The following is a 13932-nucleotide window of genomic DNA, read 5'->3' as shown; positions in this document are numbered from 1 at the left end:
ATAATATTAACAAAAAACTGATAATATATAAAAGACAACATATGAATTTAACTACTAAACTGCTTTTAGGGATTGGGTTAAGTGCTGGTTTTTTAGGCTATTCACAAGATTTAAGCCTTGTAAGACCGGTATTAACCGGAGCTCCTTTCTTAAGAATCGCACCGGATGCCAGAGCCGGAGGTATGGGAGACCAGGGTGTCGTTACCTCTCCTGATGCTTTTTCACAATTCTGGAATGCTGCGAAATATCCTTTCAGCAGAACAAGTTCTTCCGTAGGGCTAAACTACACGCCGTACATGGGGAAACTTACCAATGATGTGTTTTTATTATACGGAGCATTCCATAAATTCCTAGGGCAGGAAGAAAGATCTACTATCTCTGCAAGTATTTATTACTTTAACATGGGTGAAGTGGACCTTACTTCTTTAGTTGGTAATGAAGTTGTTTCAAACGGTACTTCCAAACCAAACGAATTTTCCATTGACGTTGCGTATGGACTTAAGCTTTCAGATTCTTACTCCATGGCTGTTACCGGTAGATTTATCCGTTCAGATTTAGCCGGAGGATTCAACACGGATACGACACTGAAGCCTGCAAACTCCTTTGCGGTAGACGTTTCCGGGTATTATACTTCTCCTAAATTTTCCGGTTTCGGAAATATGGACGGTAAGCTGAATGCCGGTTTCGCTGTCCAGAACCTGGGTCCTAAGCTGGATTATACAGGAAATGAAGAATCGAGATCTTATCTTCCAACTATGGCAAGATTAGGGGTAGGTTATGATATGTATCTTGATGATATGAACAAAGTAGGTTTAAGCGTTGAAGGTTCTAAAATTCTGGTTCCGGGATCAGAATTTATAGGAAATGACCCAAATACAAGACAGCCGATCTATGCAATCCCAAATGTTGGCCCTATCAGCGGGATCGGAAAATCATTCAAAAATCCGAACTCCATTATGTACAGTGGGGCACTGGAATATTCTTATGACAATGCATTTGCCGTAAGAGGAGGTTATTTCCATGAAAGTGAAGAACAGGGAGCAAGACAGTTTGCGACGGCCGGTATCGGATTAAAATACCGTTCATTCGGACTTGATATTTCCTATCTGATCAACATGTCTAAAATCAATACGGCTTTGGACAACACGCTTCGTTTCGGTCTTACCTGGAATATCGGTGATGAAACTTCCAACGTGGATTATTAAACAGTTTTTAGCCGTGAGCATTCAGCGACCGGCTTTAATTAAATTATAAGGTAACGTTTTTGTTACTATAAAAAGTCCCATTTTATGGGGCTTTTTGTTTTCATTCACTGACAGTCTTTCATTATTACGTGCTGCCGACTGTTTGAAATATTATGCATTTCTAATAAGCTTGACAAAGTGAATTCAACATTGTTGATTTTATTGGATGAACAGAATGCCGTATAATTACCTGCCGTTGAATCACCGCCATCATCCTAGCCACGATAGTAATGAAAATCCTTTTGTCTGCAGGACAAAAGATTGTAATGGATAGCGGGAAACAGCTTCAAAAAATAAAATGATAAAACATCTATTCAATCTGTATACTCACTTCTATTATCATGCTTTAAAAAACTTCAACCGTAGTATTTCGGGATACGATTCACCTTTCTTATAATATATTCATAAATTATTTAAAAATAGATACGGTAATTTCATTTTTCAATAATTATTTTTGTACAATGAACTATTCCGCAGAACTTAAAAAATTCGTGACCAGCCAGTATGTCTATTCTGCCATCAGGATTACACTGGCCACCGTTCTGCCGTGTCTGGTTCTTGCCCACTTCGGGATCCTGAAAGAGTATTTTCTTTTCCCGCTCGGAACCAGCTTTGTGGCACTGACCGATCAGCCGGGCCCTTTTATCCGGAGAAGAAATGCCCTGGCTTTCGCGATTATCTGTTTTGTGTTTGTTGCGATGGTTGCCAGCCTGGTGATGCATGTTAAAATTCTTGTCTTTGCGGAGATTATTATTTTCGGAATGTTTTTTTCGCTGATCGGGGTATACGGACAAAGACTGGCGGCAGTAGGATCACTGTCCCTGGTCGTTCTGGCAATTTTTATTGACGGGCATCTAACCGGAGCCAATATTTTCAAAAGCCTCCTGATCTTTGCTTCCGGCTGTATCTGGTTTTTACTCATATTCCTAATTGTTACCACCATCCAGCCCTATAAACTGGCCAGCCAGATGATCGGGGAAAATTACCTCCAGCTGGCGGAATTTTTAAAGATAAAAGCCAATTATTACCAGAAAAATCCTGATTTTAATAAGCTGACTACCCAGGTGATTGCCAAACAGATCGAAATAAAAAACCTTCAGGAAGAAACCCGCGAGACCGTTTTTAAAACCAGGACGATTGTTAACGAATCGACAACCACCAGCCGCCTGCTGATGCTGATGTTTCTGAATTCAATGGATCTTCATGAAAAACTGATGACCTCGGAAAGTGATTATCAGAAATTACAGCAGAGTTTCGGAGATACCATGATCCTGGTGACGGTCCATGATTATCTGAACCTTCTCGCCGAAGAAATTACCAACATCGGTATTTCGCTTCAGATCGGGACAAGAGCCAAGCCTTTATTTGATCTTGAAACTGAATTGGGAGGCCTCAACCGCCATTATTTTGACCTCAGAAACAAACGTATTTCTCCTGATAATTTTGAGAACTTTATGGTCCTGCGCCAGATTTTGATGCGCATCAATGAAATCACAAAAGAGATCAATGAAATCTACAAAGTCTTTTCACAAAACGTAAAACTGGCCAAGAGCCTTTCTACAGGGCTGGACCTTAAAAAGTTTATGCCGAATGAAGAAAAGCTGAACTTCAGGGTATTAAAAAATAACATTTCGTTTGCCTCATCCCATTTCCGCCATGCCCTGAGGATTACTATCGCCCTGTTGATAGGGTATTTATTTTCCTTATTCCAGTTTCTGGGAATCGGACATACGTACTGGATTTTAATTACCATTGTCGCGATTTTAAAGCCCGCCTACTCTATTACCAAAAAAAGGAATCTCCTGAGGCTGTACGGAACCATTGCGGGTGCAGTTATTGCCTACGGGATTCTTTATTTCATTCAGGTGAATGAGGCACTGTTTACCATTCTTCTGCTGAGCATGATCATGTGTTTCAGCTTTCTGAAGGGAAAATATTTCTGGGCGGTTTTATTTATGACCATCTATGTATTCCTGAGCTTTAATTTTTTAAGCCCGGGAAAAATAAATATCATTTTCAGGGACCGGATCGTTGATACGGTTATAGCAGCGGCAATCACTTCACTGGTGGCCTATATCGTGCTGCCGGTCTGGGAACACACCCAGAATCTGGATCTGATGAAAAAATCGGCAGAATCAAACTTAATCTATTTTCAAAGTGTCATTTCCAAATTCCTGGAAGAAAACTTTGATCTGGAAGACTATAAGGTCAAGCGTAAAAATGCCATTATTTCCCTGGCCAATCTTTCCGACAATTTTCAGAGAATGATTTCCGAACCTAAAAACCAGCAGAAAAAACTGGAGGTGGTGCATCAGTTCGTGGCCACTTCGCATCTTATAACGGCCTATACCGCCTCTTTGTCCCAATATGTGAAAGATGAAGAAAAATACCCTGAAATCGATGCTGAGGGCTGGAGCCGGAAAATCGAGGCGGAAATGCAGAAGGTCGTCAACCTGTTGAACGGTGATAAAATTACGGAAGTACTGAATATGGAAAGCCGCATCGAGCCGGAAGATTCTTCGCTTGACAACCTGATCCTGAAAAGAAAAACAGAACTGATAGAAAATGAAAGCTATGACCTCCGGGATCCGGAAAAAATCTCACACGTTACTGAACTCAAAAACATCCATGACGTCCTGGAGCTCATTTATGATGTTGCCAAAGAACAGAGAAAAGTAATCGAAAAATACAGAAACGAAGCGCAGTTGAAAGAAAACTTGGAACCTACTCCTCAACAATCGTAAAACAGAAATCATCAAAGAATTCCACCCTCGCTTTAAATTCGTCGGAGATCCGGTCATCATACACCCGGCATCTGATATGATGGAGATATTTAAGTTCAAAGGGTTTTACTTCATAATGCTTTTTCAGAGACCAGTGCTTGGAATGGTGGATTTTATACATACTTTCTTTTACGCTCCAGATAATAGTATAAAAAGTCACTTCGTTATCAAAAGGAATGAAACCTCTTTCATCTTCATAGGTGAATTTGTCAATCACCCTTAAGATCTTGGGATTGAATTTTTCAATATCGATCCCGATTTTGTTCCTGGAGACAGCAATGGCTGCGAACGGAAAAGAATGGGTAATGGAAATTTCCGCATCCTTTGGGGAAAGAAAGGGTTCCCGTTCTTTGTATAAAATTTTTGAATTGGGTTTTAATCCCTTCAGCAGTTTGCGCACCATCAACACTTCAAGAAGCTTTTTAGGATGATAGTCTTTTACTTTTTCAGCATTTTCAGGCTCTAAAAGCTGATCGGCATCCAGACCGTCCGCCTCATCATATTTCCATATGAGGATGGTGGCATTGTTATCAGAAAAATCGCGGTAAAGAGGCATGGAATCTTTTAAGGGATAAAATTAGTAAAAAGAAACGTAATATAATGCTGAATTAAAATATGAAATCCCGGATAGAATCATTATAAAAATATCTGGTCATTCCTTTTATCTATCAGCCAGATATATCGTAACTGGGTCTGATGTTTTTATATATAAATTATTAGTTGTAATTTTGCACTTCATAAACAGAAACAAAATTATTCATTGCATATGAGTACTACTACACAATATATTCCTTATAAAGTTAAGGACATTTCCCTGGCAGAATGGGGAAGAAAAGAAATTACCCTTGCAGAAGCAGAAATGCCGGGCTTAATGTCGATCCGTGAAGAATTCGGGCCCTCCCAGCCGCTGAAAGGAGCAAGAATTGCCGGATGTCTTCACATGACCATCCAGACTGCAGTTTTAATCGAAACTTTGGTTGCTCTTGGTGCTGAAGTTACCTGGTCTTCTTGTAATATTTTCTCTACGCAGGACCACGCCGCTGCGGCCATCGCTGCTGCAGGAATCCCTGTTTATGCATGGAAAGGTCTTAACGAAGAGGAATTCGACTGGTGTATTGAGCAGACCCTTTTCTTCGGGGAAGACAGAAAACCATTGAACATGATTCTTGATGACGGAGGAGATTTAACCAATATGGTTTTTGATAAATATCCTGAATTCACAAAAGATATAAAAGGGCTTTCTGAAGAAACAACAACAGGAGTTCACAGATTATACGAAAGAATGAAAAACGGAACTTTGGTAATGCCTGCAATCAACGTAAATGATTCGGTTACCAAATCTAAGTTTGACAACAAATACGGATGTAAAGAATCTGCAGTAGATGCGGTAAGAAGAGCTACAGACATTATGCTGGCCGGTAAAAGAGTGGTAGTTTGCGGATACGGAGACGTTGGTAAGGGTACTGCTGCTTCATTCAGAGGAGCGGGTTCTATCGTTACCGTAACTGAAATCGATCCGATCTGTGCTTTACAGGCTGCAATGGACGGCTTTGAAGTAAAAAGATTAGATACGGTGGTGGATAACGCAGATATCGTCATCACCACAACCGGTAACTTCAACATTGTAAGAAAAGAACATTTCTTAAAACTAAAAGACAAAGCCATCGTTTGTAACATCGGTCACTTCGATAACGAAATCGATATGGCTTGGTTAAACAAAAACTACGGCCACACCAAATCTGAGGTTAAGCCGCAGGTTGACATCTATACTTTGGAAGAAGGTAAAGAAGTAATTATCCTTGCAGAAGGCAGACTGGTAAACCTTGGCTGTGCAACCGGCCACCCGAGTTTCGTAATGTCGAACTCTTTTTCTAACCAGACTTTGGCTCAGATTGAACTCTGGACAAACTCTGAAGCGTACGGGAACGAAGTTTATATGCTTCCTAAGCACCTGGATGAAAAAGTAGCAGCTTTACACCTTAAGAAATTAAGCGTTGAGCTGGAAACTCTTTCTCCTGAACAGGCTGAATACATCGGTGTAGATGTGAAAGGTCCGTTCAAACCTGAATATTACAGATACTAACAGCAGTTAGCAGTTGGTAAAAATATAAACTCTCCGTTTTTCGGGGAGTTTTTTCTTTTTCAGGAGCTGGTCCGGCTATCCGCTCATACTCCTCATGCCATGCCGTTTCCTTTCCATTGCGGGGTAACCGCTGCTATCCGGGCTAGGAAACTCTCCGTATTTTTCATCAACTGAAGGGTATCGTTTCATTAAACTCTTCTGAAAATCACCTCAACAGATCCAGCAGGATTTTGATCTCTGTCAGGAAAGAAAGAATATATCACCCATTTAAATTTCGGATCTTCACCAGTCACCCTGCACAATAAAATATCGGCATTTCAGTTGTGACAGGCAATCAAATAAAAAATGATATATTTGACCTTTAACAAAAACATTTAATCAATGAAAAAACAAAATGTATCAAACGCATTTGTCGCGGCATCCTGGGTGGCATTAGCGGCAGGAATGATCGGTTTTATCGTAGGCCTTGCCAGAGCAGAAATGCAGCTTAATGAGAAAGGGTATTATTTTACCATTCTTTTGTACGGATTGTTTGCCGTGGTTTCTCTGCAGAAAGCGGTTCGTGACCGGCTGGAAAATATTAAGGTAACCGATATCTACTATGGGATCTGCTGGTTTGCCACCCTTTCATCCATTGTTTTACTGGCTATCGGATTATGGAATGCCACAATTCTTCCAAGTGAAAAAGGCTTTTACGGATTTGCTTTTTTACTGGCACTTTTCGGGGCCATTGCTGTCCAGAAAAATACCCGGGACAATATGATGAACCAGGAATAAAATAAAAACTCTCCGATCCGGAGAGTTTTTTCGTTTAAATAATTTTATGTATTGATGTTAATTTATAGGAATTTATCACCTTTTTGATTATTTTTATCTTTTTATTGTATCAATTCACTAAATATTTAACATGTATAAAAAACTACTAACCGCTTTCCTGTTTCTTTTTATCATTCAGATTACCTATGCGCAGAATGAGTTTATTACCACCTGGAAACCTGCGAATCCAAGTACAAATGTAGAAGCAGGAACATTATCCACAGCCAATCAGATCTGGTTTCCCGGAACAGGTACAGATTTTAATGTGTCTTGGAATGAAATTGGTTATCCTGCCCATAATGGCAGCTTTACCGTAACCTCTTCAGATCACTTTCTTATAGATTTCGGCATTTCTCAAAACCCAAATCCGAATGATGCAACTTATGAAGTGAAAATAAGTAATGGCAACGGTAATTTCAATGCTGTGAAATTTCCGGGATTTACTTTTATTTCCCCGAGCCTGCGTATCCCTACAATCACAAGTTATAACGGGGATATAAAAAAAATTCTCAGTATTTCACAATGGGGAAACATACATTGGACGACGATGGAATGGGCTTTCTCTCAATGTTCAAATCTCGATGTAACTGCTACTGACATTCCTGATCTTTCAGGTGTTACCTCTACAGTTGCTATGTTTTACAATTGTATATCACTGATAGGAAATGCAGATTTCGGAGCGTGGGATACATCAGCCGTTACCAACATGAGCCATATGTTTGCCAGTGCAGGAGACTTTAATCAGCCGATCGCAGGTTGGAATACTTCCCAAGTAACCAATATGGACTGGATGTTCCACTATCTTCCCAAATTTAATCAGCCCATAGGAAACTGGGATACATCGGAAGTAACAAGCATGATGCATATGCTGCACATCTGCAAAAAATTCAATCAGGATTTAAGCAATTGGGACACTTCAAAAGTTACCGACATGAGATCTTTACTTGATGAAGCATATGATTTTAACCACAGTCTGGCAAATTGGAACCTGGGTTCTCTCTCTCAGGCAAATGCCATGATTGCAGATTCCGGAATAGACTGTGCTCATTATAACGAAACGTTGATCGGATGGGCAAATAATCCTTTTACTCCGTCAGGGATTAACATAGGAATTGCATCTCCCCTTACCTATTCCCATCCTGCGGCAGTAACCGCAAGGAATTATCTGGTTTCTGTAAAAAACTGGACCATTTCCGGAGATACTTATAATGCTGAATGCCGGTCCTCTTTGGGAACTTCTGAAATCAATTCTGAAAATGTATCCGGAATTTATCCGAACCCTGCAACGGATTTTATTTACGTAAAAAATCTGGAAGTGAAGAGCTATATGATTATTGATCAGAGCGGAAGAATTGCGGTAAAAAATAATTCACAAAATAACCAGATTAATATTCAGAGTTTGGTTCCGGGGAATTATATCCTGCAGATTAATACCGATGCTGGAGTACATCATTTTAAATTTATTAAAAAGTAACATAAAAATTGAGGCTAACGATTTAAGCCTCAAATAATCTGCGGCTCACGAAATTCGTGAGCCGCAGATTATTTATTCTTGATTTCAAATTTACTGATCAAAATGATTCGGATGCAGAGCTTTGATATCATCCACCGTTCCTAATACTTTATCTTTCAGGGAATCCTGATACTTCTGAAGGTTCTCAGCGACAGATTCGTCTGAAGAACCTATGATTTTTGCGGCTAAAATGCCTGCATTCAAAGCACCGTTCAAGGCCACCGTGGCTACCGGAATTCCGCCCGGCATTTGGAGAATCGAAAGGACGGAATCCCACCCGTCTATAGAATTGCTCGATAAAATCGGAACTCCGATTACCGGTAACGTTGTGCAGCTCGCTACCATGCCCGGAAGGTGCGCTGCGCCTCCCGCTCCAGCAACAATCACTTTCAATCCTCTTTCTTTCGAGGTTTTTGCATAGTCAAACATTCTTTCGGGGGTTCTGTGTGCTGAAACTACAGTCAGCTCGTAAGGGATGTCCAGCGATTTCAGAAAATTCGCAGCCTGTTCCATAATCGGCAAGTCACTCTGACTTCCCATAATAATTCCTACCATTCTTCCAATATATTAGATGGTCAAAGATAAAAAATTAATAAGCGTAATGCAAAAAGGCGCAAAACTTGTTCTGCTGCTGTCAAAATTCAGAAAAGGGATTTTTTGGTTGATCTCAAAGTGATTACCTTTGCCCATTACCTATAATATTTTGAAAGATTATAAACTTACTTTAGCAGTCCTTACCGTTGCCATTGTCTGGGGAACTACGTTTTTATCCATAAGAATTGCCGTAGAAACAATTCCCGCCTGGTTTGTGGCTGGAATCCGCCAGTTTCTTGCCGCTGTTATCATGCTTTGTATCCTTCTCTACCGCGGACAGTTTCAGTGGATCGGCTGGAAAAATTTAGGATATCAGATTATTTTTTCCTCCCTGATGCTGATTGTCGCCAACGGGATGACTACGTTAGCAGAAGAATCTGTCACCAGCAGCCTGACCTCACTTATCAGTGCCTGCTCTCCTATTGTTGTTTTTCTAGGAAGTGTGGCACTCGGATTACAGAAGTTCAGTTTCAAGACTCTGACCGGTGTTTTATTATGCTTCAGCGGCATCCTTTTCATCTTCTGGGACGGGATTGATGATCTTGAAAATCCGGAATATGCCATGGGAATTTTTATGCTGTTTATTGCTATTGCAGGCTGGGCATCGGGAACTATTTTCACAAAGAAAATGAATATCCGGAGTAAAAATATTTCTTTAAATCTTTTTTATCAGTTTGCTTTTGCCGGACTTATACAGCTGATGTTCGCCTTCTTGTTCTCAGACCATTATAATTTTGAAAACTGGACCTTACAAAGTGTTTCTGCGATGATTTATTTATCCGTTTTCGGTTCTGTAGCCGCTTTTTTTGCCTATCACTATGCTCTGACAAAAGTTTCTCCGGTCCAGGTTTCCATTCTGGCGTATGTGAATACCATAATTTCTATTTTCCTGAGCTGGCTGATCCTAAACGAACAAATTACTGCTAAATTCATTCTGGCTGCAGTGCTGATTATTCTTGGAGTCTTTGTGATCAACTATAACCGTGATATGTTCAGAAGAAAAAGCATTCAATAAATTTTAAAGCAGTCTTGCCGGCAGACCGGTCCCAATTCTTTTCTTAAAAAATTGCAACAAAAATATGGATTTGAAAGGCTGTTTTAAAATACACTTAATATAACAGCCTGAATTGATGTGTAATAAAGAGTGAGATAGTATATTTCAGATAGGTGAAAAACAACAGATCCGGTATTATGTTTTTATATTTCTTCGTTTTTTCTTATCTTGTTTGTACCAAAATTACAATATGTTAAAAAACACAGTGTTTATCATTCTTACCATTTCATTTTTTTTAATCAGCTGTGATGATAAGAAAAGGGAAAATGATCTTGTAGTCAGGGAAAAACAGTTATTGGAGAAAGAAAAATTATTCGCCCAGAAAGAATCCGAGTATCAGACGCTGTTAAAAATGAGGGACAGTATTTTCACCAAGAAAGATTCTGTAAAAGTAGTCCTGTGGCCGGCAGCCATTGCAGGATCGTGGACAGGGAAAGTCATCTGTACGGAATCCAACTGCAGCGATTATGTGGTGGGTGACCAGCGTACTGATACCTGGGAGTTCGACAGCGACTCTACCCAGCTCATGACCAAGATCATTAACAACAATAACTTGGTGCGGGTTTATTCCGGAAAGTTTGAGAACAATGAAGCAAAACTGAATTTTAAGACAGATTCTGTTTCAAAAAAGCAGGTGGAAATGAATATTCTGCTGAATGATATTACGCCAAATAAAATCAGAGGCACCAGAACCATTGCTGTTGACAATAGCTGTACGGCAAAGTTCTCTGTAGAACTGGTACGCACCACAAAATAAACACATATGATTTTACTGAGCATCCATAACCTGAGTCTTCCCATCGAAGACCCGGTCCTGAAGTTTCTTGTAGTTTTAATTATTATTCTTGCCGCTCCCCTCCTCTTAAATAAAATAAAGGTACCGCATCTTTTGGGGCTTATCATTGCGGGAGCCATCATCGGCCCGAACGGTTTTAATGTCCTCTCCAGAGACAGCAGCATTGTCGTAACGGGAACCACCGGGCTTCTGTATATTATGTTTCTTGCCGGGCTGGAAATTGATATGGGAGATTTTAAGAAAAACAAATGGAAAAGTCTTACGTTCGGCATTTATACCTTTATGGTACCTTTTGTTTTAGGCTATCTCGGAGCCTCCTATATTCTCGGATTTTCCACCCTTACTTCCGTGTTGTTTGCCAGCCTTTTTTCTTCGCATACCCTTATCGCCTACCCTTTGGTAAGCAAATTGGGAATTGCAAAAAATTCTGCCGTGAATATTACAGTTGGAGGTACGATGATCACGGATATTCTTGCCCTTTTGGTTCTTGCCGTTATTGTCGGGATGTCTCAAGGAGAGGTAGGCACGGAATTCTGGATAAAACTTTCGGTTTCCTTTATTGTTTTCGGCCTTATTGTTTTATTGCTGTTCCCGATAATCGGTCGCTGGTTTTTTAAGAAGGTTGATGATAAGATTTCCCAGTATATTTTTGTACTGGTCATGATTTATCTTGCCGCGTTATTGGCAGAATTAGCCGGAGTGGAGGCCATCATCGGGGCATTCTTTGCCGGACTGGCCCTGAACAGGCTTATTCCACACACCTCATCCCTGATGAACCGTGTGGAATTTGTCGGGAATGCGATTTTCATCCCTTTTTTCCTGATCAGTGTGGGGATGCTGATTGATTTTAAAGCATTTTTTAAAAGCTGGGAAACGCTGGAAGTTGCCGGAATCATGCTGGTGGCTTCCATCGGAGGAAAATACCTTTCCGCCGTTGTGACGCAAAAAACATTCAGGCTTTCCAAAGAAGAAGGGAAACTGATCTTTGGGCTAAGTTCCGCATCTGCCGCAGCCACGCTGGCTTCAGTAATGGTTGGATATAATATCATCCTTTCCGAAACCGAAACCGGAGAACCTATCAGGCTGCTGAACGAACATGTGCTTAACGGAAGTATCTTACTGATCCTGATTTCCTGTACGATTTCATCTTTTGTTTCTATGGCAAGTGCCCAGAAAATTGCCGAACACGATAATGAAGATACCGTTTCCGGAAACAGCCATGAGGAAGAAAACATTCTTCTTGCCATCAATTATGAAGCTACGGTTGAACGGATGGTTAATTTGGGAATTTTAATTAAAGCCCACGCCAATACAGAAAATGTGTTTGCTTTAAACATCATCAATGAAGATAAAAATGAATCCTCCGTAAAAAACGCCGAAAAAATCCTGCACCATGCCACTGTTACAGCCGCTGCCGCAGACGTCACTATGCAGCCACTGAAAAGATACGACAATGATGTCATCAACGGTGTAAATAATGTTATCAAGGAGCAGAAAATTACAGACCTTATTATCGGCCTGGAAGATGAAAAAGGCTTCTCGCCTTCTTTTGTGTATAACCTGTATAACGGATATCTTCAGAACAATGATGTGAATGTGCTGGTTTATCATGCTGCTCAGCCTTTATCAACCGTTAAAAGATATGCGGTAATGATCTCGGAACAGGCACACACAGAAGCAGGTTTTTTTCACGCACTTTTAAGAGTCTGGAATATAGCAAGAAATTCCGGCGCAACACTGGTTTTCTACGCTTCGGAAAATATTCTTGACATCCTTCAGAGAATTATTAAAAAGGCCAATATCGAAGCTGAATTTATCATTATGAATTCCTGGAAAGATGGTGAAAATACAGCCTCCCAGCTTAAAGAAGATGAAGGTCTTGTCCTTTTCATGGCAAAAAGAGGGATGAAGTCTTACATTCCGAGGATGAGACTGATTCCTGAACTGCTGAACAAAAACCTGAATGATAACAATTATCTTTTAATTTTCCCCTTTTCAGAGCTTAGTAAAGACGATCCGGAAAGGCGCTCAGTAGGCAATCATGGTGATTTCATAGAAATCGGGAATATAATCAAGAAGATTTTTAAATAAAAAACATTAAAATTATCATTGAAAACAAATAAAATAGTTTTGCTGGCTGCCGCCTTAAGCTTTCATTGGTCTTTCTCACAATTTGCAAAAATCATTGATCGGGACGGTTATGTGAATATGAGGAAAAATGCAGATGCGAAGAGCAGCATTGTCGGAAAGATCAATTCAGAGGAAATTATTTATGTTTTTGATTCTGATGAGAATAATAAAGACTGGGTACATGCTGACTATACGGACAGAAAAGGAAAAACAATATCCGGGTATATCCATAACTCACGCATCAGGTATATCGAATCTTATGAATCTATCCCACTGGCTTCGGGAAATGAAAACAAGTCTGTTTTTAATTCGAAAAACATACAAGTGGAAATTAAATCCGGACCATTTGATTACAAGGAAAATAAGAAATATTTCTCTGTCACCGATTACAAAGGTCAAAAAATGGAAGATCAGTTTAAAGGACAGCAGATCTGGGGTACGGACGGAACCACTCCCCGGACCCATTATAAATATATTTCAGTCAAGACCGGTAAAAAGATACTTCAGATCCCTACCAAAGAAATTGAAAACCTGTTCAATGTTAATCATGAATCTGCCAAATGCTATTGGGATCAGGACTATCAAACATTATATATAAATATGGTCAATTCCGACGGAGCTGGCGGGTATGCCGTTATTTTTAAAATTGAAAAAGGCAAATACAAAGGGCGGACACTCATCATGCCTTTTTGAAAAAACAAAAAATAAGAATTAAAACATTATCAATTTCCCTGATAACATCTGCGCTATTTTTCATTCAAAAGAATGCAAAGACAAAATAAAATTCCACAGCTTACTCCGGACAATACCCTTGTAACAGAATCTTTCGTAGAAATAAAAACCCGATGCTGCCATCGTACAAGAAACAGAAGTATAAAGTCCGGAACTCGGGAGCTGTTACTGCCTATTATGATCTTGC

11 protein-coding genes are annotated in these 13932 nt (G+C 40.0%); 9 read left to right on the top strand and 2 right to left on the bottom strand.

The window, feature by feature from the left end:
• Positions 1–41: 41 nt before the first annotated feature.
• Positions 42–1205 (top strand): type IX secretion system outer membrane channel protein PorV, encoded by a 1164-nt coding sequence (gene porV / locus H561_RS0104395; RefSeq protein WP_027385916.1) that lies wholly within the window; start codon positions 42–44, stop codon positions 1203–1205.
• A 500-nt stretch (positions 1206–1705) separates the two neighbouring features.
• Positions 1706–3988 carry an FUSC family protein gene (locus H561_RS0104390; RefSeq protein ID WP_027385915.1) on the top strand — a complete coding sequence of 761 codons (2283 nt, stop codon included), beginning with the start codon at positions 1706–1708 and terminating at the stop codon, positions 3986–3988.
• Here H561_RS0104390 and H561_RS0104385 read toward each other — a convergent pair.
• A complete protein-coding gene (locus H561_RS0104385; protein ID WP_027385914.1) occupies positions 3969–4583 on the bottom strand; it encodes a 4'-phosphopantetheinyl transferase family protein in 615 nt (204 codons plus the stop codon). The genes H561_RS0104390 and H561_RS0104385 overlap by 20 nt on opposite strands.
• Before the next feature lie 210 nt (positions 4584–4793).
• Between H561_RS0104385 and ahcY the strand changes: the two genes are divergently transcribed.
• The 3 genes from ahcY (at position 4794) to H561_RS23205 (ending at position 8400) form a co-directional block, all read left to right on the top strand.
• Positions 4794–6110 (top strand): adenosylhomocysteinase, encoded by a 1317-nt coding sequence (gene ahcY / locus H561_RS0104380; RefSeq protein ID WP_027385913.1) that lies wholly within the window; start codon positions 4794–4796, stop codon positions 6108–6110.
• Between the two features lie 381 nt (positions 6111–6491).
• The gene (gene yiaA / locus H561_RS0104375) at positions 6492–6887 is read left to right on the top strand and encodes an inner membrane protein YiaA (protein ID WP_027385912.1); all 396 of its coding nucleotides are present in this window, start codon (positions 6492–6494) and stop codon (positions 6885–6887) included.
• A gap of 130 nt (positions 6888–7017) precedes the next feature.
• On the top strand, positions 7018–8400 hold the full coding sequence (locus tag H561_RS23205; RefSeq protein WP_051349298.1) for a BspA family leucine-rich repeat surface protein: 1383 nt from the start codon (positions 7018–7020) through the stop codon (positions 8398–8400).
• A gap of 90 nt (positions 8401–8490) precedes the next feature.
• Here H561_RS23205 and purE read toward each other — a convergent pair whose 3' ends face one another.
• Positions 8491–8994: a 5-(carboxyamino)imidazole ribonucleotide mutase gene (gene purE, locus H561_RS0104365; protein WP_027385911.1), complete on the bottom strand. Its 504-nt coding sequence runs from the start codon at positions 8992–8994 to the stop codon at positions 8491–8493.
• 148 nt (positions 8995–9142) lie between these two features.
• On the opposite strand from purE, the gene H561_RS0104355 reads away from it, so the two are divergent.
• The 4 genes from H561_RS0104355 to H561_RS23200 all read left to right on the top strand — a co-directional run bounded on the left by H561_RS0104355 (position 9143) and on the right by H561_RS23200 (position 13706).
• On the top strand, positions 9143–10048 hold the full coding sequence (locus H561_RS0104355; protein ID WP_027385910.1) for a DMT family transporter: 906 nt from the start codon (positions 9143–9145) through the stop codon (positions 10046–10048).
• 229 nt (positions 10049–10277) lie between these two features.
• Positions 10278–10844, top strand: coding sequence for a hypothetical protein (locus tag H561_RS0104350; RefSeq protein WP_027385909.1), 567 nt, complete (start codon positions 10278–10280; stop codon positions 10842–10844).
• 6 nt (positions 10845–10850) lie between these two features.
• Entirely contained in the window at positions 10851–12974 is a 2124-nt protein-coding gene (locus tag H561_RS0104345) for a cation:proton antiporter (RefSeq protein ID WP_027385908.1), read from the top strand.
• Between the two features lie 18 nt (positions 12975–12992).
• Positions 12993–13706 (top strand): SH3 domain-containing protein, encoded by a 714-nt coding sequence (locus tag H561_RS23200; RefSeq protein WP_155845731.1) that lies wholly within the window; start codon positions 12993–12995, stop codon positions 13704–13706.
• The last annotated feature ends 226 nt before the right edge of the window (positions 13707–13932 follow it).

This window comes from Chryseobacterium gregarium DSM 19109 (assembly GCF_000430845.1).
Classification (GTDB): Bacteria; Bacteroidota; Bacteroidia; order Flavobacteriales; family Weeksellaceae; genus Chryseobacterium; species Chryseobacterium gregarium.
This window is presented reverse-complemented; position numbering and strand designations above follow the sequence as displayed.